The organism is Pseudoxanthomonas sp. SORGH_AS_0997 (genome assembly GCF_031453535.1).
Taxonomy (GTDB): domain Bacteria; phylum Pseudomonadota; class Gammaproteobacteria; order Xanthomonadales; family Xanthomonadaceae; genus Pseudoxanthomonas_A; species Pseudoxanthomonas_A winnipegensis.
In genome coordinates this window covers 3,316,125-3,342,409 of record NZ_JAVIZI010000001.1, presented here as the reverse complement: position 1 = coordinate 3,342,409, position 26,285 = coordinate 3,316,125, and the positions used below count along the sequence as shown (strand labels likewise).

The window sequence follows — 26,285 nt, the reverse complement described above, 5'->3', positions numbered from 1 at the left end:
CTGCGGGACGCGGCCTGGGGACAGGGTCTGCGCAAGGCGATCAAGGGGACCGGTCCACCATCGCCGCCTCGGTCGCGCCGTAGCGCGGGCCGGCCACGTCGGGCACGAACACCGTCTCCAGCCTGGCCAGCGCGTCGGCGTCCAGCCGCACGTCCACCGCGCCGGCGTTGTCCTCCAGGTACTTGCGGCGCTTGGTGCCGGGGATGGGGATGATGTGGAGTTCGTTGCGGCCGTCCGCGGCGCGCGCGGGCTCGCCCTGTGCCAGCACCCAGGCCAGCGCGACCTGGGCGGGGGTGGCGCCGACGTCGGCGGCCACCGCCTTGACCGTGTCGGCCAGGCGCAGGTTGGCGGCCAGCGCTTCGGCTTGGAAGCGCGGGTTCTTGCGGCGGAAGTCGTCCTCGTCCAGCTGGTCCGGCGTGGCGATGGCGCCGGTGAGGAAGCCGCGCCCCAGCGGCGAGAACGGCACCAGGCCGATGCCCAGTTCGCGCACGGCCTCGAGCACGCCGTTGCCTTCCAGCTCGCGCGTCCACAGCGAGTACTCGCTCTGCAGCGCGGTGATCGGATGCACGGCCTGCGCCCGGCGCAGGGTGGGCGCGGAGACTTCCGAGAGCCCCAGATGGCGCACCTTGCCTTCCTCCACCAGGCGCGCCATGGCGCCCACGGTGTCCTCGATCGGCGTGGCCGGGTCGAGCCGGTGCAGGTAGTACAGGTCGATGTGGTCGGTGCCCAGGCGCGCCAGGCTGGCCTCGACCGCCTGGCGCACATAGGCCGGCGAGCCGTCCACCCGCGGGCCCTGCCCGGCGCCGAACTGGCCGCTGCCCGCGACGAAGCCGAACTTGGTCGCCAGGAACACCCGATCGCGCCGGCCCTTGAGCGCGCGGCCGAGCAGGGTCTCGTTGGTGTGCGGGCCGTAGATGTCGGCGGTGTCCCAGAAGTCGATGCCGAGCTCCAGCGCGCGATCGAGCGTGGCCAGCGATTCGGCGTCGTCGCCGGTGCCGTAGGCGTGGCTCATGCCCATGCAGCCCAGGCCGAGGGCGGAGACGGTGGGGCCATTGCGGCCGAGGGTGCGGGTCTTCATGGGGAACTCCTGTCGTCTTGTAGGGGAGGGACTCAGGCCGCGCGCGGCTGGACCCGCGTACCGCCGAACACCAGCTGCTGCGGGATCGGGCTGCGCGCGAAGTCGTGCGGGAAGCCCAGCGCCACCGCGCTGACCTCGTCCAGGCGCTGCACCTGGGACGCGTCCAGGCGCACGTCGAGCGCGCCCAGGTTGTCCTGCAGCTGCTGCGGCGTGCGCGCGCCGATGATCGGGATCGGCGCGTCCGGGCGCTGCAGCAGCCAGGCCAGCGCCACCTGCGCGGCCGAATGCCCGGTCTCGCCGGCCACGGCCTTGACCACCTCGGCGATGGCCAGGGTGCGCTCGTCGAACATCGCATGGGAATAGGCCACCGCGCCGCGGCCGCCCTCGCCGCCGGGCGTGCTGCCGCTGCCCTGGGCGCGGGCGCGCTCCAGGTCGGCGTGGGTGTACTTGCCGGTGAGGATGCCCATGGCCAGGGGCGACCAGGCCAGCACGGACAGGCCCAGGCCGGCGGCCATCGGCACCAGCTCGCGTTCGACCGTGCGCTGGGCCAGCGAGTACTCGATCTGCAGGGCCACCAGCGGCGCCCAGCCGCGCAGCTCGGCCAGGGTCTGCATGCGCGCCACCTGCCAGGCCGGCGTGTCGGAGATGCCGGCGTAGAGCAGCTTGCCGGCGCGCACCAGATCGTCGAAGCCGCGCATCACCTCGTCCACCGGCGTGGTGCCATCCCAGATGTGCAGGTAGAGCAGGTCCAGGTAGTCGGTGCCCAGCCGCTTGAGGCTGGCCTCCACCGACTGCATCAGCGCCTTGCGGTGGTTGCCGCCGCCGTTGGGATCGCCGGGGAAGGGGTTGAGCGTGTACTTGCTGGCGATCACCAGCCGGTCGCGCCGGCCGGCGGCGAAGCGGCCCAGCAGGGTCTCCGAACTGCCGTCGGTGTAGATGTTGGCGGTGTCGAGGAAGTTGCCGCCGACGTCGACATAGGTGTCGAACAGGCGGCGCGCGTCGGCCTCGTCGGCGCCCCAGCCCCAGTCGGCGCCGAAGGTCATGGTGCCCAGGCACAGCGGGCTGACGCGCAGGCCGGAGCGGCCGAGCAGACGGTAGTGGTCCAGGGACATGGCAGGGCCTCGTTGGGGGGAGGGCGACAGTCTGGAACTGGCGGACCTGGGGATAAACCGGGATGATCCGGATCGTCCTTGAAGCAAGGCTTCACAATGGCCGCCTATCCGCTGCCCGCCGTCGTCGCCTTCGCCTGCGTGGCCCGGCACGGCAACTTCACCCGCGCCGCCGCCGAGCTGGGCGTGTCCACCTCGGCGCTGTCGCAGAGCGTGCGCGCGCTGGAGGGCCAGCTGGGCGTGCGCCTGCTGGCCCGCACCACGCGCCGGGTGGGTCTGACCGAGCATGGCGAGCGCTTCCTGCAGCGGGTCGCGCCCGGCCTGCAGCAGATCGACGCCGCCTTCGCCGACCTGGACTTCCTGCGCGACCGGCCCGCCGGGACGCTGCGCATCAACCTGGCGGCGGTGGCGGCCGAACAGCTGGTGTGCCCGTACCTGCCCGAGTTCCTGGCGCGCTACCCGGAGGTGACGGTGGAGCTGTTCGTCGACCGCCGCCTGGCCGACATCGTCGAGGGCCACTTCGACGCCGGCATCCGCCTGGGCGAATGCCTGCAGCGCGACATGGTGGCCCTGCCGCTGGGCCCGCTGCAGCGGCAGACCATCGTGGGCACGCCGGCCTATCTGGACCGGCATGGCGTGCCGGCCACGCCCGATGACCTGGCTGGGCACGCCTGCCTGCGCTGGCGCCGCAGCGACGGCCGGATGCAGCCCTGGGAGTTCACCCGCGACGGCCGCGATTTCGAGATGGAGGTCGATGGCCCGCTGGTGGTCAACGACACCGTGCTCGGCCTGGACGCGCTGCGGCGCGGGCTGGGGCTGGGGCAGGTGTTCGCCTGGCAGGTGCGCGAGGACATCGCCGCCGGCCGCCTGCGCAGCGTGCTGGACGACTGGCAGGCGCCGTTCCCGGGCTGGTACGTCTATTACCCACAGCGCGAGCACCTGGCGCCCAAGCTGCGGGTATTCATCGACTTCCTGCGCGAGCGGCTGGCAGGCGTGCCGTGCCCGTAGCCGCGACGGCCGCGCTCGCGCGCCGCAGACCTTCGCGCAGGGCGCGCCACCGCCCTTAGGGCTGGGAAGAGGGCGCCGTGCGGCCGTACACCGCATCGCGCACCTGGCCGACCAGGGGGCCGGACATGCCTTCGAAGGCGGTGTCGGTCAGCAGGATCACGCTGAACCTGTTGACCGGGTCGACGAACCAGTTGTGCCCGTAGGCGCCGCCCCACTGCAGCGTGCCCTTGCCCTGCGGGCTGTGCGCGGCGGCCGGATCGTCCAGCACCGCCCAGCCGTAGCCGAAGCCCCAGCCGGGGCCCTGCGTCTGCGCCTGGGCGCCGACCTGGTCGCGGCGCGCGTCGGCCAGCGTGGCGGGCTTGAGCAGGCCGCCGCTGCCGGTGCGCACGAACTCCAGCAGGCGCAGATAGTCGTCGGCGGTGCCGATCATGCCGGCGCCGCCGGACGGGAAGGCCTTGGCGTCGAAGGCGCGCCTGGGCGAGAAACGCACCGCCGAGCCCAGGCCTTCGGGCAGGGGCACGTCCATGTTCTCGGTCATCCGCAGCGGCGGGTGGCCGTCGGCATAGGGCACGGCCAGCGGCGTGCCGGGCGCGGCGACGAAGGCGAGGTGGTCCAGCCGCAGCGGCCCGGTCACCAGGGCGTGCACGGCCTCCGGCAATGGCTTTCCGGTGACCTGTTCGATCACCGCGCCGATCACGTCGATGCCCAGCGAATAGCGCCAGCCCTGGCCCGGCGGGAAGTACAGCGGCGCCTGCGCCAGGCGCTTGAGGTTGTCCTCCAGGCCCAGGCCCGCATCGTCCAGGCCGTCGGACACGCCCAGCCGCGCGTAGACGCCATCGGCCGATTCCTCGAAGCGATAGCCCAGCCCGGCGGTGTGGGTGAGCAGCTGGGCCAGGGTGATGGCCGGCGCGGTGCCATCGGCCAGCCGCGGTCGGAACCACGGCAGGTAGCGCGTCACCGGCGCCTGCAGCTCCAGCTTGCCTTGCTCGGCCAGGCGCAGCGCGGCCAGCGTCACCACCGGCTTGGTCATCGACGCCAGCCGGAACGGCGTGTCCGGCGTCATCGGCGCGCCGGCCTCGCGGTCGGCCTGGCCCACCGCGCGTCGATACACCACCTGCCCATCGCGGGCCACCAGCACCACCGCGCCGACGACGCGCTGTTCGGCCACGGCCGTGTCGAGCACGGCGTCCAGGCGCTTGGCCAGCGCGGGATCGGGCGGCGCGGGCGTCGGCGTGGCGAGCATCCCGCCCAGCAGCAGACCGGTCAGTGCAAGCATCGGACACCTCTCGACTCGCAACGGAAGCGGGCCGATCATGCGCGCCGCGTTCGGGCCCGCTCAACGACGCCCGGGCAACGCGGTATTCCATGCGGGGGCACGTGGCCCATGGGGGCCCTGCGCGTTCATTCCGGCTGGTCGTCAGGGACGCAGGTCAGGCCCGCCTGCGCCGGACGCGGCGGCAGCCAGGCCAGCACGGCCGCGATGGCGGTACAGCCGGCCATGACCGCGGTCATCGGCAGCGCCGTGCCGTCGTCCAGGGTGCCGACCAGCGCACTGGCGCAGGTGGCCAGGCCGAACTGCAAGGCGCCGATCAGCGACGATGCGCTGCCCGCGGCGGAGCGATCCGTCTCCATCGCCATGGCCACGCTGTTGGCCGCCACCATGGGCACGCAGCCGATGCAGACGAACAGCGGCGCCACCAGCCAGGGCAGCGCACTGTCGCGCAACAGCAGCAACACCGCCGCGGCCAGCAGCATCACGCAGATCGCCAGGTGCAGCACCGTGCGGGTGGGCAGCCGGCGCAGCAGTATCACGTTGATCCGACCGGCGATCACCATGCCGATGCCATTGGCGGCGAACAGCCAGCCATAGTGCTGCTGGGGCACGTGGTGCAGGACCATGAACACATACGGCGAGCCGGCGATGTAGGCGAACATGGCGGCCATCGCCATGGCGCCGGTCAGCGCCGGCAGCACGAATCCTGGCGTGCGCAGCAGCCGGCCGAAGGTGCGCGCGGTGTCGCCCAGGCGCAGCGGACGCCGGGCGGCGACGGGCAGCGACTCCGGCAGGCCGCGCCACACGGCGACCAGACAGGCGCTGCCGAACAGCGCCAGGAACACGAACACGCTCTTCCACCCGGCCAGCGCCAGCAGCCAGCCGCCGAGCGGCGGCGCCAGGACCGGCCCCAGGCCCTGCACCATCATCAGCGTCGAGAGCATGCGCGCCGCTTCGCCCGGCGTCATCAGGTCCTGGACGATCGCGCGGCCGACGATCATGCCCGCGCAGCCACCGACCGCCTGCAGCGCGCGCAGGCCGATGAACAGCTCCACGCGTGGGCTCAGCATCAGCAGCAGCGAGGCCACGGCGAACAGCCAGATGCCGACCAGCAGCGGCCCGCGGCGGCCCCAGGCGTCGGTCATCGGCCCGTACAGCAGCTGGCCCACGCACAGGCCCAGGAAGAAACTCGACAGGCTCAGCTGCACGTGCGCCACGTCGGTGGCCAGGTCGGCGGCGATCGCGCTGAAGCTGGTCAGGTACATGTCGGTGGCGAAGGGCGCGAACGCGCCCAGCGCGCCCAGGATCAGCGCCAGCCGCAGCGGTGAGCGCGCGCCGTGGGCGCGTGCATCGGTCATCCCGCTCATCGCACGGCCTCCGCCAGGCCGACGTCGGGCTCGGCATCGGCGCCGCCGCCGAGCACCTTGTACAGCGTGACCCGGTTGTTGGCCTCGGTCAGGCGCAGGGTGATCTGGTTCTGCTGGGCGCTGTACAGCGAGCGCTGCGCATCCAGGGCCTCCAGATAGCTGTCCACGCCATTGCGGTAACGCACATCGGCCAGCGTGTAGGCGCGCTGGGTGGCGGCCACCAGCGCGGCCTGCGCATCGAGCTGCTCGTCCAGGTTGGCGCGCGCGGCCAGCGCGTCGGCCACCTCGGAGAAGGCGGTCTGGATGGTGCGCTCGTACTCGGCCACCTCGATCTGCTTGGACAGCTTGGCCACGTCCAGCTCGGCCTTGAGTGCGCCGGCATGGAAGATCGGCAGGCTGATGGAGGGCACGAAGGACCAGGTCCGGTTGCCGCTGTCGAACAGCGTGTCCAGCGCCGTGCTGTCGCGTCCGCTGGAGGCGGTCAGCGAGATGGTCGGGAAGAACGCCGCGCGCGCCGCGCCGATATCGGCGTTGGCCGCCTTCAGCGCGTGCTCGGCCGCCAGCACGTCCGGGCGCTGCAACAGCACGCGCGAGTCCAGATCCCCCGGGATCGGCGCCAGCGCCACCGAGCGCTGCAGCGCATCGGCGCCGGGCAACAGCGCATCGCCGACGGGCGCGCCGACCAGCAGTTCCAGCGCATCGCGATCCTGGGCCAGCTGCGTCGTATAGCTGGCCACGTCGGCGCGCGCCGATTCGACGCTGGTCTGGACCTGGGCCAGGTCCAGTCCGGAGATGGTGCCTTCATCGTGCTCGGCCTGGCTCAGCTTGAGCGTCTGGCGCTGGCTGTCCAGCGTCTGCCTGGCCAGCGCCAGGCGCTGCTGGTCGGCGGCCACCGTCAGCCATGCGGCGGCCACCTCGGCCACCAGGGTCATGCGCGTGCTGCGCTGGGTCTGGCCCGTGGAGAGCCAGGTCTCCAGCGCCTGTTTCTTGAGGCTGCGCACGCGGCCGAACAGGTCCAGCTCCCAGCTGCTGAATCCCACATCGGCGCTGGCGGTCTGGCTGACGCCGCCGCCGCTGCTGCTGGCGCTGGTGCGTGCGCGGGTCTGACTGGCGGTGGCGTCGATCGAGGGAAACAGATCGGCGCGCTGGATGCGGTACTGCGCGCGTTCGGTCTCGATGTTGAGCAGCGCCACGCGCAGGTCGCGGTTGTTGTCCAGCGCCAGCGAGATGACCTGGCGCAGGCGCGCATCCAGGAAGACCTGCTGCCAGTCGAGCCACGCCACCGCCGTGGTGACGCCCGAATCGGCGCCGGCGGCGGGGCCATCGCGGAACAACGTGGCCACCGGGGCCTGGGGACGTTCGTAGCGGGGGGCCATGCTGGCGCAGCCGCACAGCGTGGCCACGCACGCCAGGGTCAGCGCCGCATAGCGCGGGAAGGCGCGGCTCATGGGGTCACCTCGGTGCCGCGTGCGGCGGGCTTGGGGCGCTTCTTGCCGGACAGGCTGCGCACGATCACGTAGAACAACGGGACGAAGAAGATGCCCAGCACGGTGGAGGCCAGCGTGCCGCCCAGCACGCCGGTGCCCAGCGAGTGGCGGCCGCCCGAACCGGCGCCGCTGCTGATCGCCAGCGGCAGCACGCCGAGCATGAAGGCCAGCGAGGTCATCAGGATCGGGCGCAGGCGCTGCCTGGCTGCCTCCAGGGTCGCCTCGATCAGCGGCCTGCCCTGCGCCTCCAGGTCCTTGGCGAACTCGACGATCAGGATGCCGTTCTTGGCCGCCAGGCCGACGGTGGCCAGCAGGCCGACCTGGAAGTAGACGTCGTTGTTGAGCCCGCGCAACGAGGTCAGCAGCAGCGCGCCTACGACGCCGATCGGCACGGCCAGCATCACCGAGAACGGAATCGACCAGCTCTCATAGAGCGCGGCCAGGCACAGGAACACGAACAGCAGCGAGACGGCGTACAGCAGCGGCGCCTGCGAGCCGGACTGCTGTTCCTGGTAGGACAGGCCCGACCACGCATAGCCGAACTGGCCGGGGATCTGCCTGACCAGCGCGGCCATCTGCGCCATCGCCGTGCCCGAGCTGACGCCGCTGGCGGCCTGGCCGCTGATCTCCATCGAGGCCGTCCCGTTGAAGCGCGACAGCGAGGAAGGCGCATAGCTCCAGCCGGTGGTGGAGAACGCCGAGAACGGCACCATCTGGTCGTCGCTGTTGCGCACCGACCAGCGATTGATGTCCTGCGGCAGCATGCGCGCGCTGGCTTCGCCCTGCACGTAGACCTTCTTGATCCGGCCGCCGTTGACGAAGTCGTTGACGTAGGTGCTGCCCATCGCGGTGGACAGCGTGGCGTTGATGTCGCTCTGGCTCAGGTCCAGGGCGCCGGCCTTGGCATCGTCGATCTTGACGTCGAAGGTCGGCGCGTCCTCCAGGTTGCCGTAGCGCACCGCGGTGACCGCGCTGTCCTTGCTGGCCAGTGCGAGCAGCTGGTTCTTGGCCGCCACCAGCGCCTCGTGGCCGGCGCCGCCGGTGTCCTGCAGCTCCAGGGTGAATCCCGCGCTCTGGCCCAGGCCGGGGATACCGGACGGCGCGATCGCGAAGATCTGCGCATCGCGGAACTTGCGCGCCATCGCCATGGTGATGCGGGCGCCGATGGAGGTCGCGTCGGCTTCGCGCTCGCTCCAGTCCTTGAGTTTGACGAAGCCCATGCCCGAGTTCTGGCCGCTGCCCCCCGTACTGAAGCCGGCCACCGACATCACGCTGTCCACTTCCGGCTGCCGCTGGACGTAATCGCTGACCTCGTTGATCACCTTCAGCGTCTGCTGCTGGGTGGCGCCGGAGGGCAGCTTGACCTGCACCATCAGCATGCCCTGGTCTTCCTCGGGCAGGAACGAGGTCGGCAGGCGCCAGAACAGCAGGCCCATCGCCAGCAGGATCGCCGCGTACACGACCACGCCGAGCCTGCGGTGCGAGACCATCTTGCGCACGCCGTGGCCATAGCGCGCGGCGCTGCGTTCGAACAGCCCGTTGAACCCGCCGAAGAAGCGACCCAGCAGGCCCTTGCGGCTGGTGTGCCCGCCTTGCTCGATCGGCGTCAGCAGCGTCGCGCACAGGGCCGGGGTCAGGGTCATGGCCACCAGCACCGACAGGGTCATCGCCGAGGCGATGGTCACCGAGAACTGGCGGTAGATCGCGCCGGTGGACCCGCCGAAGAAGGCCATCGGCAGGAACACCGCCGTCAGCACCAGGGCGATGCCGACCAGGGCGCCGGTGATCTGGCCCATCGACTTGCGGGTGGCCTCATAGGGCGACAGGCCCTCGGCGCTCATCACCCGCTCGACGTTCTCCACCACCACGATGGCATCGTCCACCAGCAGGCCGATCGCCAGCACCATGGCGAACATGGACAAGGTGTTGATCGAGTAGCCCAGCAGCGACAGCACGCCGAAGGTCCCCATCAGCACCACCGGCACCGCGATGGCGGGAATCAGCGTGACGCGCCAGTTCTGCAGGAACAGATACATGATCGCGACCACCAGGACGATGGCCTCGATCAGGGTCTTGACCACCTCCTCGATGGAGATCTTCACGAACGGCGTGGTGCTGTAGGCCACGTGATAGCTCAGTCCGGCCGGGAAGTAGGGCTGCAGCTCGGCCAGCTTGGCCTGCACCGCCTCGGACACGTCCATGGCGTTGGCGCCCGAGGCCAGCTCGATGCCGATACCGGCGGCGGGCTTGCCGTTGAACTTGCTCACCGCCGCGTAGTCCTGGCTGCCCAGTTCGACCCTGGCCACGTCCGAGAGCAGGATCCGCGCGCCGCTGGGATCGGACTTGACCACGATGTTCTCGAACTGACCGACGGTGCGCAGGCGGCTGCGCGCGGTCACCGTGGCCGACAGGGACTGGCCTTCCACCGCCGGCAGCGCCCCCAGCGAACCGGCCGTGACGTCGCTGTTCTGGGCGCTGATCGCGCTGGTGATGTCCGAGGGCATCAGCGAATAGGTGCGCAGCTTCTCCGGATCCAGCCAGATCCGCATCGAGTACTCCGAGCCCATCACCTGCACGTTGCCTACGCCGTTGACCCGGCTCAGCGGGTCCTGCAGCGAGGACACCATGTAGTCGGCGATGTCGGTGCCATCGAGGCTGCCGTTGTCGGAGGTGAAGGCCAGCACCATGAAGATGTTGCCGGACGACTTGGTCACCGTGACGCCCGTGCTCTGCACCGAATCGGGCAGCAGCGACTGGGCCTGCTGCAGCTTGTTCTGGACCTGCACCTGGGCGATGTCGGGGTCGGTGCCCGAAGAGAAGGTCAGGGTGACCTGCGCGCTGCCCGAGGAGGTGCTGCTGGACGCCATGTACATCAGGTTGTCCAGGCCGGTCATGTTCTGCTCGATGACCTGGGTGACCGAGTTCTCGGTGGTTTCGGCCGAGGCGCCGGTATAGGTGGCGCGGATGGAGACCGAAGGCGGGGCGATGTCGGGGTATTGCTCCACGGGCAGGGTGAACACCGCCAGCGTGCCGGCCAGGGTGATGACGATGGCGATGACCCACGCGAAGATGGGCCGGTCGATGAAGAAGCGGGACATGGCGGTTCCTTACTCCGCCTGCTTCGCGTCGCCGGCGCCGGTCGTGGCCGCGGGCTGGGTCTGCGCCGCCTTGACCGGTTCGGACTTGACCGTGTCGCCGGCCGAGACCTTGCTGGCGCCGTCGACGATCAGCTGCTCGCCCGCCTTCAGGCCGCCGGTGACGATCCACTGGTCCTTGCGCGCCTCGCCGGTCTGGATGACGCGTTGCTCGACCTTGCCGTCGCTGCCGACCAGCTTGACCGTGGCCTGGCCCTTGGTATCGCGGGTCACCGCGCTCTGCGGCACCAGGATGCCCTGGCTGTCGATCGCCATCGGCAGCACCGCGCGCACGTACATGCCGGGCAGCAGCAGGCGGTCGGGGTTGGGGATGACCGCACGCAGGGAAACGTTGCCCGTGCCCGTGTCGACCGAGGTGCCGACGAATTCCAGCGTGCCGGTCCTGCCGTAGGTGCTGCCGTCCTCCATCAACACCTTGACCTGGGCCTTGCCGTCGACCGACTTCAGCAGGCCGGCGTCGAGCTGCTTGCGCAGCGCCAGCAGCTGCGCGCTGGTCTGGGTGACATCGACGTAGATCGGGTCCAGCTGCTGGATGGTGGTCAGCGCGCTGTCCTGGTTGGCGGTCACCAGCGCGCCGGGGGTGTAGGCCGAGGCGCTGATGCGACCGCTGATCGGGGCGGTGATGCGCGTGTAGTCCAGGTTGATCCTGGCCGTCTGCAGCGCGGCCTTGGCGGCCACGACGGCGGCCTCGTCCTGGCGCAGCGTGGCCAGGGCATCGTCGCCATCCTGCTTGCTCACCGCGTCCAGCTTGACCAGGTTCTGGTAGCGCTGCGCCTTGGGCTTGGCCGACAGCACCGCGGCCTCGGCCTGGGCCAGCTCGCCGTTGGCGTTGTCGAAGGCGGCCTGGTAACTGGCAGGATCGATCTGGTACAGCACCTGGCCGGCCTGCACCTCCTGTCCTTCGGTGAACAGGCGCTTCTGCAGGATGCCGCCGACCTGCGGGCGCACGTCGGAGGTCATGTAGGCCACGGTGCGGCCCGGCAGGGTCTGGTCCATCGTCAGCGGCTGGGTGGTCACCGTCTGCACGCCGACGCTCGCCTCGCGCGAGGGTGGGGCACCGGGCTTGGAGCAGGCGCCCAGCGCCATCACCAGCGCAACGGGCAACACCAGGCGAAAGAGCACGGGCAAGGACGCGGCGGCAGGCATTCGGACGCACTCGAAAGGTTTCCAGGTGCGGCAAGATGCGCGGCAACTGTGCAGCAAATATGGAGATTGCTTTCGGCGGCTTGATTTGGCCGGCGCGCACGCCGCTAATGTCGCGGTCCGCTCCCCGCGCAGGTCTCGCCTTCCGCCATGAAGTTCGGCATCACCGCCAAGCTGTTCTGCGCCATCCTGGCCGCGTGCGCGCTGGTGCTGGTGATCAATGGCGTGGCCACGCGCATCGTCTTCGAGCGCGGCTTCCTGGGCTATCTCAACGACCAGGGCATCGGCCGCCTGGAACATCTGCTGCCGCGTCTGCAGGGCGAGTACGCGCGCCACGGCGACTGGGAATTCGTGCGTGGCCATCCCGATGTCTGGTTCACCCTGCTGCGGCCCAGCGAGACCGAGGAGATCGACATCGAGTCGCGCGTCCCGCCGGTGTCCGACCAGAGCGGCGCGGTGTTCCGCTTCGCGCTGCTGGATGCGCAGGGCCATCGCATCGCGGGCAATCCCGCCGTGGCGGGCGACGCGATCCGGCGCCCGGTCGTGGTCGACGGGCGCACCGTCGGGTGGATGGCGATGGTGCCGTTCCAGCGCGTGCTGGCCGGTAACGAGCAGCGCTTCATCGAGGAACAGAAGCAGCACTGGTGGACCATCGGCATCGCCTCGGTGCTGATCGCCGCGCTGGTGGCGCTGGGTCTGTCGCGCGCGCTGCTGCGGCGCGTGCGGGGGCTGGCGGCGGCGACGCATCGGCTGTCGGCGGGCGACTACACGGTGCGGATCGATGCCGGGCGCCGCGACGAGATCGGCGGACTGGCGCGCGACTTCAACCAGATGGCCGATGCGCTGGAACACACCGAGCAGACCCGGCGCGCGTTCATGGCCGACATCTCGCACGAACTGCGCACCCCGCTGGCGGTGCTGCGCGCCGAGCTGGAGGCGATCCAGGACGGCATCCGGCCGATGACCTGGACCACCCTGGCGCCGCTGCAGGCCGAAGTCGGCCAGCTCGGCAAGCTGATCGATGACCTGCACGACCTGGCGCTGACCCAGTCCGGCACGCTGGCCTACCACCGCGGCGCGATGGATCTGGCGCCGGTGCTGCAGGCCACGCTGGCGCCGATGCGCGGCCGCTTCGACGCGGCCGGGCTGACGCTGAAGGCGGTGGCCCTGTCCGCGTCGCTGCCCGTGTACGGCGACGAGCGCCGGCTGCAGCAGCTGCTCGCCAACCTGCTGGAGAATGCGTTGCGCTACACCGACGTCGGCGGCACGGTGGCCGTGTCGGCGCAGCGGATCGGCACGCGCGCCCAGGTGGTGGTCGAAGACAGTGCGCCGGGCGTGCCCGAGGACAAGCGCGCGCGGCTGTTCGAGCGCTTCTACCGGGTCGAGGCCTCGCGCAACCGCGCCAGCGGCGGCAGCGGGCTGGGGCTGGCGATCTGTCGCAACATCGCCCAGGCGCACGAGGGCACGCTGCATGCCGAAGCGTCCTCGCTGGGCGGCCTGCGCATCGTGCTCACCCTGCCGCTGCTCGACGCATGACTGCGGCGGCCGACAACGCGCTGGTGCTGGTGGTCGAGGACGAACCGCGCCTGGCCGCGGTGCTGCGCGACTATCTGCATGCCGCCGGCTACCGCAGCGCATGGGTCGCCGATGGCGACGCGGTGCTGGACGCCGTCGCTGCGCACGGCCCGGCGCTGGTGCTGCTGGACCTGATGCTGCCCGGGCGCGACGGCGTGGACGTGTGCCGCGCGCTGCGCGCGGTCAGCCAGGTGCCGGTGATCATGGTCACCGCACGGGTCGAGGAGATCGACCGCCTGCTGGGCCTGGAGGTCGGCGCCGACGACTACATCTGCAAGCCCTTCAGCCCCAAGGAAGTCATCGCCCGGGTCGGCGCGGTGCTGCGCCGCGTGCGCCAGGGCCAGCCCGAACCTCCGATCCCGGGTCTGACCATCGACCAGGCCAACGGCCGCGCGCTGCTGCACGGGCAGGCGCTGGATCTGACCGCGGTCGAGTTCCGTCTGCTGCGCACGCTGCTGGGGGCGCCCGGCCGGGTGTGGTCGCGCGAGCGCCTGCTCGATCATCTCTACGTCGACCACCGCGTGGTCGCCGATCGCACCGTCGACAGCCACGTGCGCAACCTGCGCCGCAAGCTGCACGAGGCCGGGCTGAGCGAAGATCCGATCCGCTCGATCTACGGCATGGGCTACCGGCTGGAAGTCTGACGCTGGCCCTGCACGGCATGGGCATGCGACGCTGCCGCGTCTTCCCAGCGCCGCGCCCATGTCCGCCCCCACCCCGACCAAACCCCTGCAGGGCGACGCCGCCCTGATCCGCGCCGTGGGCGCCTTCGCCCTGACCGCGGCGGTGATCAACATCATCGTCGGCGGCGGCATCTTCCGCATGCCGGCCGCGCTGTCGCTGCAGATGGGGCCGACCGCGCCGCTGGCGCTGCTGGTCGGCGCGCTGGCGGTGATCCCGGTGACGCTGTGCTTCGCCGCCATCGGCAGCCGCGCCAGCGCCACTGGCGGGCCGTACACCTATGTGGGCACCGCGTTCGGCCCGTTCGCCGGCTTCATCACCGGCGCGCTGATGTGGATCGGCAACGTGGCCTCCAGCGCGGGCGTGGCCGCGGCCTTCGCCACCCAGGTCGCCAACCTGGTGCCGGCGCTCGCCGGCCCGGGCGCGCGCATGGGGCTGATCGCGGCGCTGTATGCGGTGCTGTTCGCGCTCAATGCCTTCGGCGTCAAGCTCGGCGCGCGTGCGATCGCGGTGCTGGCCACGGTCAAGCTGACGCCCTTGTTCGCGCTGGTGGCGTGCGGGATCTGGTTCGTGGACTGGAGCCAGGTCAGCTTCCTGCCGGGCGAGGTGCCGTCGTGGAGCGCGCTGGGCATGTCGATGGTGCTGGTGATCTTCGCCTACTCGGGCGTGGAGACCGCGCTGATCCCCTCGGGCGAGGTGCGCGACCCGTCGCGCAACGTGCCGCGCGCCACGCTGGCGGCCATTCTTCTGGTGGTCGTGCTGTACCTGGGCCTGCAGATCGTCAGCCAGGGCCTGCTCGGGCCAGCGCTGGCGCACAGCGGCGTGCCGCTGGCCGACACCGCCGCGGCCCTGTGGGCGCCGGCGCGCGCGCTGCTGCTGATCACCGCCTGCGTGTCGATGGCCGGCTTCGTGCTGGGCAATCTGCTGGCGTCCTCGCGCTCGCTGTTCGCGCTGGGGCGCGACGGCTTCCTGCCGTCGGCCTTCGCCCGGGTCAGCGCGCGCCACCGCGTGCCGCTGCTGGCGCTGGCGGTGCACGCGGCGATCGCGCTGGCGCTGGCCCTGGGCGGCAGCTTCGATGCGCTGGTGCTGGTCTCCGGCGGCGCCAATTGCCTGGTCTATCTGCTGGTCTCCATCGCCGCCTGGCAGGCCCAGCGCCTGGACCTGCGCGAGCGCGGCGAACCCTTCGTGCTGTGGGGCGGCCCGCTGGTGCCGGTGCTGGCCGTCGGATCGATGGCGGCCATCGTCACCACGCTGACGCGCAAGGAATGGCAGGCCATCGGCGTGGCGCTGATGATCCTGGTGCTGATCTATGCCGTGCTGCGCGCGATGGGGCGCAAGGTGCGCGCGCCGGAATGATGGGCCAGGGCCCGTCGACGATTCGGACGGGCCTAGTCCAGCCGCATCACGCCCTTGCGCGCCACCTCGGTGCCCAGCGTGGCCTCGCTGAGCGGTTCGCCGAGCGAACGCAGCAGCGCGCGCTGCTCGCTCAACGGCGTGCGGGCGATGGTGTCCTCGATGCCGGCCAGACGCGCGAACTCCGGCAGCGTCAGCACCCGCCGCAGCCAGGCCGCGGTGCGCGGCCAGCGGGCGGCGTCCACCTCCACGCGGACCATCGCCGCGTTGCGGAAGAACGCGGCGATGGCGATGTCGGCGATCGACAGCGCGCCGAGCAGGAAGCCGTCCTGCGGCATCTGCGCCTCCAGCCAGTCCAGGCTGGCGGGCAGGGCCACGTCGCGGGCGTGGTTGAAGCGCGCCTCGTCCACCGGCTCCTTGAACAGGAAGCGCTTGGGCCCGCGCTGATAGAACAGGTCGGCGACGATCACCTCGCCCAGGCGGGCATCGGCGTACTCCTCCAGCCAGCGCGCCTGCGCGCGCTCGCCGATGTCGACCGGGTACACCGAGGGGCTGGGGTGGCGATCCTCCAGGTACTGGCAGATCACGCTGGAGTCGTTGATCACGCGCGCGCCGTCGATCAGCACCGGGACGCGGCGCAGCGGGCTGATGCGCTGGAAGGCGTCGCCGCCGACGAACGGGGCGATCGGGTCGATGGTGTAGCGCAGGCCCCTTGAGCGCCATCACCACCAGCACCTTGCGCACGTAGGGCGACACATAGCTGCCCACCACGTGATAGATCGGATCGCTCATCGCACCCTCCCGGATCGAAGCAGAAGCGCAAGCGTACCGGCTTGTGGTGGTGGTGGTTGCCACCTGTAGAGCGGAGCTTGCTCCGCTGGGGCCTTCTCTACGAACCGAACGAAGGGCAGCGGAGCAAGCTCCGCTCTACAAGGAGGGCGCGAGGTGAGCGGGAGAGAAGGTTGTCCCAGAAAGCTGGAAGCCTCAGCGCTTGCGCTTCTCCAACAGCAGCTTGATGCCCACCGCGACCAGCGCGATCACGAAGCCCGCCGCCAGCGCGATCAGGATCAGCAGCAGCCACGCGCCCATCAGCGGAACACCACGGTGCGGTGGCCGTTGAGCAGGATGCGGTGCTCGACATGGCGGCGCACCGCGCGCGCCAGCACCAGCGATTCGGTATCGCTGCCCAGGCGCACCAGCTCGCGCGGCGTCATGGCATGGTCCACGCGTGCCACGTCCTGCTCGATGATCGGGCCCTCGTCCAGGTCCGGGGTGACGTAGTGCGCGGTGGCGCCGATGATCTTGACCCCGCGCGCGTGCGCCTGGTGATACGGCTGGGCGCCCTTGAAGCTGGGCAGGAAGCTGTGGTGGATGTTGATCGCGCGTCCGGCCAGCGCCGCGCACAGCGACGGCGAGAGGATCTGCATGTAGCGCGCCAGCACCACCAGGTCGATGCGCTCGCGTTCGACCAGGTCCAGGATCGCGCGCTCCTGTGTCGCGCGCGTGGCCGAATCGACCGGCAGGTAATGGAACGGCACGTCATAGGACGCCGCCAGCGGGGCGAAGTCCTCGTGGTTGGAGGCCACCACGGCGATGTCCACCTTCAGCTGGCGGCTGTGCGCGCGGAACAGCAGGTCGTTGAGGCAGTGGCCGTGCTTGCTCACCAGCACCAGCAGGCGCGCGCGCGCCTGCGCGTCGTGCAGCTGCCAGTCCATGTCGAAGGCCGCGCCCAGTTCGGCCAGCCGCCCGCGCAGCGCCTCGGGCTCCAGCGCCTCGGGCCGGTCGAAGTGCACGCGCAGGAAGAAGCGTCCGCTGTCGGCATCGCCGAACTGCTGCGCATCGAGGATGTTGCAGCCGGCGTCGAACAGCAGGCCGCTCACGCGGTAGACGATGCCGGTGCGGTCCGGGCAGGAGAGGGTGAGGATGTGGTCGCGGGGCATAGGGCGGGCATCTTACGCACAGGCCCACCGCGGCGGCGACGGTTTCAGTCGGTGCCGTCTTCGCCGCGGCCGCGGCGCTGGCGCCGCCGGCGCGCGTTGGCCTCGTCCAGCCGGCGCAGCGAATCGGCCACGGGCGTGGCGGTGGCCTCGTCGGTGGTGATGAAGGCGCGCTTGTGGCCGGGATCGTCCAGCCGGCCCTGCACCAGGAACACGTGCTCGCCCTGTTCGACCAGGCCGATGTGGCGGCTCAGCACCACGTGGTCCACGCGCCTGAAGCCCTGCTCGCGCGCCAGCGGCATCAGCCGGGCGATCATGCGCGCGCTGGCCGCGTCCGGCGTGCGCCCGGCCTCGGCATCGAGCCGGTGCACGCCGCGCGCGATCTGGGTATAGAGGCGGTGTTCGGGGTGCTCGGGATGTTCCGGGCCGATCACCTCGGAGGACTGCGCCTGCACCGGTGCCGAGGCCCTCATCGCGGCCATGGGCCGTGCCGGTGGTGGATGTCCCTGGATGCGTGCATGTGTCCTTCCGTTGAACGCGCCGTCGTGCCGAGCGCCTGCGCACCTTAGTCGCAGCGCGCCGCGCGGCTCAAGCCGCGCCGCGGCGATCCGCGACGCAGGTCCGCCGCGCGCGCCTAGGCCTGCCCGGCACGGCGAGCCGAGACCTTGGCCAGCGCCGACCAGTCCAGTTCGCCATCGCCCTGGGCGATGCCTTCGAGCAGGCCGTCGCGCAGGGTGCTGGCGAGGGGCATGGGCACATGCTTCGCCTCGCCGGGCGGCCAGGGCCAGACGCACGTCCTTCAGGCCCAGGGTCATCTTGAAGCCGGCCGGCGAGTACTGCTGGCGCGCGATCAGCCCGCCATAGCCCTGGTAGGCGGGCGCGGCGAATACGGTGGAGGTGAGCATGGCCAGGAAATCCGCCGGGGCCACGTCGTGCCCGCGCACCAGGGCGCCGGCCTCGGCCATGGTGCCGATGGCGCTGGCCAGGCAGAAGTTGGCCGCCAGCTTGACCGCATTGGCCTGCTCGGGCCGGGCGCCGAAGTGCCAGGTCTTGGCGCCCAGCACGTCCAGCAGCGGCTGCACCCGGGCGATGTCCGCGGGCTCGCCGCCGGCCAGGATGTTGAGCTTGCCGGCCTGCGCCACGTCCACGCGGCCCAGCACCGGCGCGGCCACGTAGGCCACTCCGCGCGCGGCGTGCGCATCGGCCAGTTCGCGTGCGAAGGCGACCGAGACGGTGGCCATGTTCACGTGGATCGCGCCCTCGGGCAGGGCGTCGAGCAGGCCGCTGTCCAGCACGCTCTCGCGCACCGCCTGGTCGTGGGCCAGCATCGAGATCAGCACCGGTGCGGCCGCCTGGCGCGGCGTGTCGCAGGCGTGGGCGCCTTCGCGGGCCAGGGCCTCGCGCGGGGCGGCGCCGCGGTTCCAGACGCGCAGGCTGTGGCCGGCCTTGAGCAGATTGCGCGCCATCGGCACGCCCATCGTGCCCAGGCCCAGGAATCCGATGTCCATCGTGAAGGTCGCTTCGGGGGGAAAGGGGAATACCAGTGTCGACCCGCGCGGGTATGGGAGGCGCGAAGCACGCCCCGGGTGCGGCACCGCCTGACGGGCTCGTGCGCGTTTTCATGCGGTGATCGCGCCCCGGGCTGGTATGGTTGCGCAACCATCCGCGCTTCGCTCGCCATGTCCGCCCCCCCGTTCACCCCAGGCTGTGCCGGCTTCGGCCCGCGCTGCGCCCTCGCTTCGCGGGGGGCCGCGTGAGCGGCGGACGCGTCGGCAAGCGGCCGGTGACCCTCAAGGACGTGGCCGCGCGGGCCGGCGTGGCGGCGATCACGGTCTCGCGTGCGCTGCGCGAGCCGGCCGCGGTCTCGGCCGCCCTGCGCGCGCGCATCGCACAGGCCGTGGCCGAACTGGGCTACGTCGCCAACCACGCCGCCAGCAGCATGGCCGCCGGCCACAGCAGGATCGTGCCGGTGGTGGTGCCCACCTTGGCCCATCCGGTGTACGTGCCGTTCCTGGACGGGGTCAACGCCGTCCTGGACGAACAGGGCTACCAGGTCCTGCTGGGCACCACCGAATACCGCCAGGACCGCGAGGCGCGCCTGGTCGAGGGCCTGCTGGGCTGGGCGCCGGCCGGGCTGCTGCTGGCCGGCGTCGACCATACGCCGGCCCTGCGCGCGCGGCTGCAGGCGCTGGCGCGCACCCGGCCGCTGGTGGAGTTCATGGACCTGGACGGCGAGCCGATCGACCTGATGGTGGGCTTCTCGCATCGGGCGGTGGGCCGGGCGGTGGCCGACTGGTTCGCCGATCGCGGCTTCCGCCACATCGCCATCGTCAGCACCGGCGCCGAGCACGACCTGCGCGCCGCGCGCCGCGCGCAGGCCTTCGCCGAGGCGCTGGCGGCGCGTGGGCTGCGCAACGACTACATCCTCGATGGCCAGGGCCCCTCGTCCATCGCCGGCGGCGGCCTGCTGCTGGCCGAGCTGCTGCGGCGCCATCCGCAGGTCCAGGCGGTGTTCCTGGCCAACGACGACCTGGCCGCCGGCGCCCTGTTCGAGGCCCAGCGCCGGGGCCTGCGCGTGCCGCAGGACCTGGCGCTGATGGGCTTCAACGATGCGCCGATCGCCGCGGCCGTCGTGCCGGCGCTGTCCTCGGTGGCCGTGGACCGGCGCGGCATGGGCCACACCGTGGCCACGCTGCTGCTCGAGCGCCTGGCCGGCGCCACGCCAAAGGCCCGCGTGATCGACACCGGCTTTTCCATCGTGGCGCGCGCCAGCACCGACGCGCCGCCGCGCCCGACCGGAGACCTGACATGACCCCCTTGCGCGCCGCGCTTGCGCTGGCCTGCCTGCTGTCCCCGCTGCTGGCCCGGGCCGGCGAGGCGCACGACCCGGCCGCCCTGCCGGTCGGCCAGCTGGAGGTGGTGGCCCGCTTCGACGGACCCGGCCCCTCGGGCATCGCGGTGACGCCGTCAGGACGGGTGTTCGTCGGCTTCCCGCGCCACGCCGAGAACCATGCCGGCATGACGCTGGGCGAGTTGGTGCAGGGGCGGCTGGTGTCGTTTCCCAATGCGGCCATGAGCCTGCCCTCGCAGGCGCCGGACGCGCAGCGGCTGGTCTCGGTGCACGGCATGACCACCGATGCCAAGGGCAACCTGTGGGTGATCGACGACGGCAAGCGCGCCGGCGTGCCGGGCATCCCGGACGGCGCGGCCAAGGTGGTGGGGTTCGACCCGGCCAGCGGGCGGGTGCTCGCCTCGGTGGTGCTCAAGGCGCCGACGCTGCTGCAGGACAGCCACATGAACGACCTGCGCGTGGATCTGAGCCATGGCGCCAAGGGCACGGCCTATGTCAGCGATTCCTCCTTCGGCACCTCGCCGGCGCTGGTGGTGGTGGATCTGGCCAGCGGGCGCCAGCGCCGCGTGCTGGCCCATCACCCCTCCACGCAGCCCGACCCGGGCTTCGTCGCCAACCTCGACGGCAAGCCCATGCGCTACAGCGCCAGGTCGCCGACCTTTCCGGTGGGCGGCGTGGATGCCGTCGCGCTGAGCCCCGACAACGGCACGCTCTACTTCGCGCCGCTGAGCAGCCGGCGCCTCTACAGCATCTCCACCGACGTGCTGGCCAACTTCGACAACGACGAGGCCACGCTCGCCGCCGCGGTGCGCGACCTGGGCGAGAAGGGCTTCGCCGATGGCATGGACAGCGACGGGCAGGGCCGGCTGTACATCACCGACAGCGAGCACGACGCGATCGTGCGGCGCTGGCCGGACGGGCACTTCGACGTGGTCGGCCGCGATCCGCGCATCGTCTGGCCCGACGGCATCGCGGCCACCGATCGGTATGTGTACGTGACCCTGGGCCAGTGGGACCGCCTGCCCAGCTTCAACGGCGGCAAGGACCTGCGTCAGCCGCCGTACCTGCTGGTGCGGCTGCCGACCGATCCGGCCGGTCCGCTCAGCGCGGCGGGTGCGCCATGAGGGCCTGCGCCGCCGATGTTCCCCTTTAGCCACTGGAGCACACCATGCTGCATCGCCGCCGTTTCCTGACCGCCGCCGCCGCCGGGACCGCCGCCCTGGCGGCCAGCCCGCTGCTGGCCCAGTCGACCGCGCCGGGGCCGGGCAGCGTGCTGCCGACCAAGGGGCGCGGCACCGGCGCCCCGCTGCCGTCCAATGCGCCGCGCAGCGGGCGGTTCCGGCCGAGCTCGCGCCTGGGCCTGGGGGGCGTGGCGATCGGCAACGGCTTCGCCCCGGCCACCGACGCGCAGAGCGAACAGACCCTGGCCGCGGCCTGGGCGGCGGGCGTGCGCTACTTCGACACCTCGCCCTGGTATGGGCTGGGGCTGAGCGAGCGCCGCTTCGGCCACCATCTTCACACCCATCCGGCCGATCAGTACGTGCTCTCCACCAAGGTCGGGCGGCTGCTCACCGCCACCGCCGGGCCGCTGCAGGAGACGATGTGGCAGTCGCCTTCGCCCTTCCGCTACCGCTACGACTACTCGGCCGCCGGTACGCGGCGCTCGGTGGAGGACAGCCTCAACCGGCTGGGCGTGGCGCAGCTGGACGTGGTGTTCATCCACGACCTGTCGCCGGACAACGAGGACGACCTGGGCATGCCCTGGGAGCAGCGCTTCGCCGAGGCCGCCAAGGGCGCCATGCCCGAGCTGACCCGCATGCGCGAGGAAGGCCTGATCAAGGCCTGGGGCTTCGGCGTCAACCGGCCCGAACCGGCGCTGCGCGCGATCGAGCAGGCCGACCCGGACATCTTTCTGCTGGCCTGCCAGTACTCGCTGCTGGATCACGCCAAGACCCTGCACGAGACCTTTCCGAAGATCGCCGCGCACGGCGCCTCGGTGGTGGTCGGTGCGCCGCTGCTGGCCGGCTATCTGGCCGGGCGCGATCGCTATCTCTACGACGGAAAGATGCCGGACTGGGCACCGGCCAAGCGCGCCAGGGTGCAGGCGGTGTGCGATCGCCACGGCGTGGACCTGCGCACGGTGGCGCTGCAGTTCGCCAACGCGCCAGCGGTGGTGTCGGCGGTGATCCCGGGCGCGCGCACACCGGCGCAGGTGCAGGCCAACGTCGCCTCGATGGCGGTCGCGGTGCCGCAGGCGCTGTGGGATGAGCTCAGGCACGAGGGCCTGATCGACGCCGACGCGCCGGTGCCGGCGGCGGCATGATGCGGAAGAAGCGTCTGTTCATCGCCGCGCTGGTGGCGGCGATCCTGTTCCTGTCGGCGTTCGCCATCGCGCTGCTGCCCACGCGGACCCGCGCCATCGCCCCGGTCGCGCAAGGGCAGGCCGCCGCGCTGCTGGAGCAGGGCCGCTACCTGGCCGCGGCCGGCGACTGCACCGCCTGCCATACCGCACCGGGCGGCGCGCCGTTCGCCGGCGGCCTGCCGATCGCCTCGCCGATCGGCACCATCTACAGCACCAACATCACACCGGACCCGGACACCGGCATCGGCCGCTACTCGCTGGACCAGTTCGACCGCGCGCTGCGGCACGGCATCCGCGCCGACGGCGGCACGCTCTATCCGGCCATGCCGTATCCGTCCTATGCGCGCATCGGCGACGACGACGTGCGCGCGCTGTATGTCTATTTCATGCAGGGCGTAAAGCCGGTCGAACGCCACAACCAGCCCACGGGCATCGCCTGGCCGCTCAGCCTGCGCTGGCCGCTGGCGCTGTGGCGGCGCATGTTCGCGCCCTCACCCGACGCGCTGGCGGCCAGGCCGGCGCTGGCCGACGCCCGGCTCGCCCGGGGCGCCTATCTGGTCGAAGGCCTGGGCCACTGCGGCAGCTGCCACACCCCGCGCGCGCTGACCATGCAGGAGGAAGCGCTGGACGCCTCGGGCAAGGCCTACCTGAGCGGCGGCCAGGTGATCGATGGCTGGACCGCCATCAACCTGCGTGGCGATGTGGGCAGCGGGCTGGGCGGCTGGTCCGAGCAGGACATCGTCGATTCGCTGCGCACCGGCCGCAATCCGCACGCGGGCACCGTCGGCAGCCCGATGGGCGATGTCACCGTCCACAGCATGCAGTACCTGCGCGCGGACGATCTGCACGCCATCGCGGCCTACCTCAAGAGCCTGCCGGCGCAGGACCCGGCGCATCCCGGCTTCCGTGCCGACCCGTCTACCGCCGCGGCCCTGGCGCAGGGCCAGGACGCCACGCCCGGCGCGGCGCTGTACCTGGACAACTGCGCCGGCTGCCACCGCAGCGACGGCGCCGGCGATACGCGCACCTTCCCGTCGATCGCCGGCAACCCCACCGTGCTGGCGCCCGCGCCGACCTCGCTGCTGCGCCTGATCCTGGACGGCAGCAGGATGCCGGCCACGCCGGCGGCGCCTTCGGACCTTGGCATGCCCGGCTTCGCCTGGCGGCTGGACGATGCGCAGGTCGCGCAGCTGGCCAGCTTCGTGCGCGCGGGCTGGGGCAATCGCGCCGACCCGGTCAGCGCCGCCCAGGTGCGCAAGGTCCGCGCCCAGCTCGAGCGCGAGCGCGCCGAGCGCGCCAAACCCCACGACCCGACTTCCACGCGCGATTGATGCGCGCCGCTGCCCCTTGGTGAACCGCATGAGCAAGTCTCCCCAGACGCCGCAGGCCGATGCGCCGACCGCGACGACCCGCCGCGCCTTCCTGCGCCTGTCGCTGGCCGTGGCCCCGGCCGCGGTCGCCCTTGGTGCATGCGACGGCCGGCAGGGCGAGGCCGGCCAGCGCGAAGCCGCCAGCACCGCCGATCCCGCGCCTTATCAGCCCACGTATTTCAGCGCGGCCGAGTGGGCCTGCCTGCAGGCCGTCGTGGCCCGCCTGATCCCCGGCGATGCCCAGGACCCGGGCGCGCTGGAGGCCGGCGTGCCCGAATACATCGACCTCCAGATGGGCACGCCCTGGGCGGCGGGGCGGCTGTGGTTCATGCAGGGGCCGTTCCAGCCCGATGCGCCGGCCACGCTGGGGTATCAGCTCCGGCTGGCGCCGCGCGAGCTCTACAGGCTGGGCCTGGCCGATCTGGACCAGGCCTGCCGCGCCGCGCACGGCCAGGCTTTCGCCGAACTCGACGCCGCGCTGCAGGACACCGTGCTGCAGCAGCTGGAGGCCGGCGCGCTGGCGCTGGCGCAGGTGCCGCCCAAGGCGCTGTTCGGCCTGCTGCTGGCCAACGCGCGCGAGGGCTTCTTCAGCGATCCGCGCCACGGCGGCAACCGCGACCTGGTGGGCTGGAAGCTGATCGGCTTCCCCGGCGCGCGCGCGGACTTCATGGACTGGGTCGAGCGCGACGTGGCCTATCCGCTGCCGCCGGTGTCCATCGACGGGGCGCGGGGCTGAGCCATGGCGACCACGATGAAGAAGACCGATGTGGTGGTGGTGGGCTTCGGCTGGGCCGGGTCGATCATGGCGCGCGAGCTGACCGAGGCCGGCCTGCGCGTGGTCGCGCTGGAACGCGGCGCCGCGCGCGACACCCAGCCCGACGGCGCCTACCCGGGCACGCTGGACGAGCTGACCTACAGCGTGCGCAAGAAGCTGTTCCAGGACCTGTCGCGCAGCACCGTCACGATCCGCCATACCGAGGCGGATACCGCGCTGCCGTATCGGCAGCTCGGCGCCTTCCTGCCTGGCGATGGCGTCGGCGGCGCCGGCCTGCACTGGTCCGGCGTGCACTTCCGCGTCGACCCGGTGGAGCTGAAGCTGCGCAGCCATTACGAGCAGCGCTACGGCAAGCGCTTCATCCCCGAGGGCATGACCATCCAGGACTTCGGCGTGAGCTACGAGGAGCTGGAGCCGCACTTCGACTTCGCCGAGAAGGTGTTCGGCACCTCCGGCAGCGCCTGGAGCGTGCAGGGCGAAGTGGTGGGGCGGGACAAGGGCGGCAATCCGCTGGCGCCGGACCGCTCGGCGCCGTTCCCGCTGCCGGTGCAGAAGCGCACCGTCTCGGCGCAGCGCTTCTTCTCGGCTGCCGCCGGGCTGGGCTATCACCCCTACGACATGCCTTCGGCCAACGCCTCCGGCCCTTACACCAACCCCTACGGTTGCCAGATGGGCACGTGCAACTTCTGCGGCTATTGCAGCGGCTATGCCTGCTACAACTATTCCAAGGCCTCGCCCAACGTCAACGTATGGCCGGCGCTGCGCCAGCAGCCGCTGTTCGAGCTGCGCACGCATTGCGAGGTGACCCGGGTGGAGCTGGCGCCCGATCGCAAGACCGCGACCGGGGTGACCTACGTCGATGCGCAGGGGCGCGAGGTGTTCCAGCCCGCCGACCTGGTGATCGTCTCGGCCTTCCAGTTCCACAACGTGCGCCTGCTGTTGCTCTCGGGCATCGGCACGCCCTACGACCCGGCCAGCAACACCGGCGTGGTCGGGCGCAACTTCGCCTACCAGAACATGGCCACGGTCAAGGCGTTCTTCGGCCGGGACGTGCACAGCAACGAGTTCATCGGCGCCGGCGGCAACGGCGTGGCGATCGACGACTTCAACGCCGATCATTTCGACCATGCGGCGGCCGGCTTCGTCGGCGGCTCACCGATGTGGGTCAACCAGGCCGGGGTCAAGCCGATCAGCGGCATCGCGCTGCCGGCGGGCACGCCGGGCTGGGGCCAGGCGTGGAAGCGCGCGGTGGCCGAGCACTACACCCACACCGTGTCGATGGACGCGCACGGCGCGCACATGAGCTATCGCAGCAACTATCTCAGCCTGGATCCGACCTATACCGACGTCCACGGCCTGCCGCTGTTGCGCATGACCTTCGACTGGCAGGAGAACGACACGCGCATGGCGCGCTTCATGGCCGACAAGCTCGACGGCATCGCCAAGGCGATGGGCCCGGCCTCCACCCGCAAGCTGGTGCGCGACTTCGGTGATCACTTCGATACCACCAGCTACCAGACCACGCATCTGAACGGCGGCGCGATCATGGGCACCGACCCGGGCATCAGCGTGCTCAACCGGTATCTGCAAAGCTGGGACGTGCACAACGTCTTCGTCCCCGGTGCGTCGGCCTTCCCGCAGGGCCTGGGCTACAACCCCACCGGGCTGGTAGCGGCGCTGACCTACTGGTCGGCGAAGGCCATTCGCGACCAGTACCTGTGCTCGCCACGCGCGTTGGCGTAACCAACGCGCGTATTGGCA

General features: G+C 71.5%; 20 protein-coding genes and 1 pseudogene. 10 read left to right on the top strand and 11 right to left on the bottom strand.

Annotation, left to right across the window (positions count from 1 at the left end):
• Positions 1–40: 40 nt before the first annotated feature.
• Positions 41–1,078, bottom strand: a complete 1,038-nt coding sequence (locus tag QE438_RS14535; RefSeq protein WP_306994681.1) for an aldo/keto reductase — start codon at positions 1,076–1,078, stop codon at positions 41–43.
• Between the two features lie 32 nt (positions 1,079–1,110).
• Positions 1,111–2,190 carry an aldo/keto reductase gene (locus QE438_RS14530; RefSeq protein WP_306994683.1) on the bottom strand — a complete coding sequence of 360 codons (1,080 nt, stop codon included), beginning with the start codon at positions 2,188–2,190 and terminating at the stop codon, positions 1,111–1,113.
• A gap of 96 nt (positions 2,191–2,286) precedes the next feature.
• Between QE438_RS14530 and QE438_RS14525 the strand changes: the two genes are divergently transcribed.
• Positions 2,287–3,195 (top strand): LysR family transcriptional regulator, encoded by a 909-nt coding sequence (locus QE438_RS14525; protein WP_306994685.1) that lies wholly within the window; start codon positions 2,287–2,289, stop codon positions 3,193–3,195.
• A gap of 55 nt (positions 3,196–3,250) precedes the next feature.
• On the opposite strand, the gene QE438_RS14520 is transcribed toward QE438_RS14525, so the two are convergent.
• The 5 genes from QE438_RS14520 to QE438_RS14500 all read right to left on the bottom strand — a co-directional run bounded on the left by QE438_RS14520 (position 3,251) and on the right by QE438_RS14500 (position 11,563).
• The gene (locus tag QE438_RS14520; protein WP_306994687.1) at positions 3,251–4,471 is read right to left on the bottom strand and encodes a serine hydrolase domain-containing protein; all 1,221 of its coding nucleotides are present in this window, start codon (positions 4,469–4,471) and stop codon (positions 3,251–3,253) included.
• 125 nt (positions 4,472–4,596) lie between these two features.
• The gene (locus QE438_RS14515; protein WP_309734942.1) at positions 4,597–5,826 is read right to left on the bottom strand and encodes a multidrug effflux MFS transporter; all 1,230 of its coding nucleotides are present in this window, start codon (positions 5,824–5,826) and stop codon (positions 4,597–4,599) included.
• A 5-nt stretch (positions 5,827–5,831) separates the two neighbouring features.
• On the bottom strand, positions 5,832–7,283 hold the full coding sequence (locus QE438_RS14510) for an efflux transporter outer membrane subunit (protein ID WP_306994691.1): 1,452 nt from the start codon (positions 7,281–7,283) through the stop codon (positions 5,832–5,834).
• Positions 7,280–10,420 (bottom strand): efflux RND transporter permease subunit, encoded by a 3,141-nt coding sequence (locus QE438_RS14505; RefSeq protein WP_306994693.1) that lies wholly within the window; start codon positions 10,418–10,420, stop codon positions 7,280–7,282. Before QE438_RS14505 ends, QE438_RS14510 begins: the two co-directional genes overlap by 4 nt.
• Before the next feature lie 9 nt (positions 10,421–10,429).
• The gene (locus tag QE438_RS14500) at positions 10,430–11,563 is read right to left on the bottom strand and encodes an efflux RND transporter periplasmic adaptor subunit (protein WP_306996272.1); all 1,134 of its coding nucleotides are present in this window, start codon (positions 11,561–11,563) and stop codon (positions 10,430–10,432) included.
• A gap of 207 nt (positions 11,564–11,770) precedes the next feature.
• Between QE438_RS14500 and baeS the strand changes: the two genes are divergently transcribed.
• Genes baeS through QE438_RS14485 form a run of 3 tightly spaced genes read left to right on the top strand, consistent with a single transcriptional unit; the run spans position 11,771 to position 15,232 of the window.
• A complete protein-coding gene (gene baeS / locus QE438_RS14495; protein ID WP_306994695.1) occupies positions 11,771–13,156 on the top strand; it encodes a sensor histidine kinase efflux regulator BaeS in 1,386 nt (461 codons plus the stop codon).
• Positions 13,153–13,839 (top strand): response regulator, encoded by a 687-nt coding sequence (locus QE438_RS14490; RefSeq protein WP_307184107.1) that lies wholly within the window; start codon positions 13,153–13,155, stop codon positions 13,837–13,839. The genes baeS and QE438_RS14490 overlap by 4 nt, the downstream gene beginning before the upstream one ends.
• A 58-nt stretch (positions 13,840–13,897) precedes the next feature.
• A complete protein-coding gene (locus QE438_RS14485) occupies positions 13,898–15,232 on the top strand; it encodes an APC family permease (protein WP_130532194.1) in 1,335 nt (444 codons plus the stop codon).
• Between the two features lie 32 nt (positions 15,233–15,264).
• Here QE438_RS14485 and QE438_RS14480 read toward each other — a convergent pair whose 3' ends face one another.
• From QE438_RS14480 to QE438_RS14465, 4 genes and pseudogenes are all read right to left on the bottom strand, one after another.
• Positions 15,265–15,915 (bottom strand): glutathione S-transferase family protein, encoded by a 651-nt coding sequence (locus QE438_RS14480; protein WP_309736335.1) that lies wholly within the window; start codon positions 15,913–15,915, stop codon positions 15,265–15,267.
• Positions 15,916–16,317: 402 nt separating this feature from the next.
• Positions 16,318–17,169 (bottom strand): formyltetrahydrofolate deformylase, encoded by an 852-nt coding sequence (gene purU, locus QE438_RS14475; RefSeq protein WP_306994700.1) that lies wholly within the window; start codon positions 17,167–17,169, stop codon positions 16,318–16,320.
• Between the two features lie 44 nt (positions 17,170–17,213).
• Complete coding sequence (locus tag QE438_RS14470) at positions 17,214–17,639, bottom strand: XVIPCD domain-containing protein (RefSeq protein WP_130524254.1); 426 nt, start codon at positions 17,637–17,639, stop codon at positions 17,214–17,216.
• 161 nt (positions 17,640–17,800) lie between these two features.
• Positions 17,801–18,674: pseudogene (locus QE438_RS14465) on the bottom strand (NAD(P)-dependent oxidoreductase).
• A gap of 245 nt (positions 18,675–18,919) precedes the next feature.
• Here QE438_RS14465 and QE438_RS14460 point away from each other — a divergent pair.
• The 6 genes from QE438_RS14460 to QE438_RS14435 are packed head-to-tail and all read left to right on the top strand — an operon-like array spanning position 18,920 to position 26,267.
• Positions 18,920–19,978 carry a LacI family DNA-binding transcriptional regulator gene (locus QE438_RS14460; protein WP_306994704.1) on the top strand — a complete coding sequence of 353 codons (1,059 nt, stop codon included), beginning with the start codon at positions 18,920–18,922 and terminating at the stop codon, positions 19,976–19,978.
• Complete coding sequence (locus QE438_RS14455) at positions 19,975–21,141, top strand: L-dopachrome tautomerase-related protein (RefSeq protein WP_307184108.1); 1,167 nt, start codon at positions 19,975–19,977, stop codon at positions 21,139–21,141. The genes QE438_RS14460 and QE438_RS14455 overlap by 4 nt, the downstream gene beginning before the upstream one ends.
• Positions 21,142–21,185: 44 nt before the next feature.
• The gene (locus QE438_RS14450; protein WP_306994708.1) at positions 21,186–22,340 is read left to right on the top strand and encodes an aldo/keto reductase; all 1,155 of its coding nucleotides are present in this window, start codon (positions 21,186–21,188) and stop codon (positions 22,338–22,340) included.
• The gene (locus tag QE438_RS14445) at positions 22,337–23,710 is read left to right on the top strand and encodes a cytochrome c (RefSeq protein WP_306994710.1); all 1,374 of its coding nucleotides are present in this window, start codon (positions 22,337–22,339) and stop codon (positions 23,708–23,710) included. Before QE438_RS14450 ends, QE438_RS14445 begins: the two co-directional genes overlap by 4 nt.
• A gap of 28 nt (positions 23,711–23,738) precedes the next feature.
• The gene (locus QE438_RS14440; protein WP_306994711.1) at positions 23,739–24,485 is read left to right on the top strand and encodes a gluconate 2-dehydrogenase subunit 3 family protein; all 747 of its coding nucleotides are present in this window, start codon (positions 23,739–23,741) and stop codon (positions 24,483–24,485) included.
• Between the two features lie 15 nt (positions 24,486–24,500).
• Entirely contained in the window at positions 24,501–26,267 is a 1,767-nt protein-coding gene (locus QE438_RS14435; RefSeq protein ID WP_306994713.1) for a GMC family oxidoreductase, read from the top strand.
• Positions 26,268–26,285: the final 18 nt, after the last annotated feature.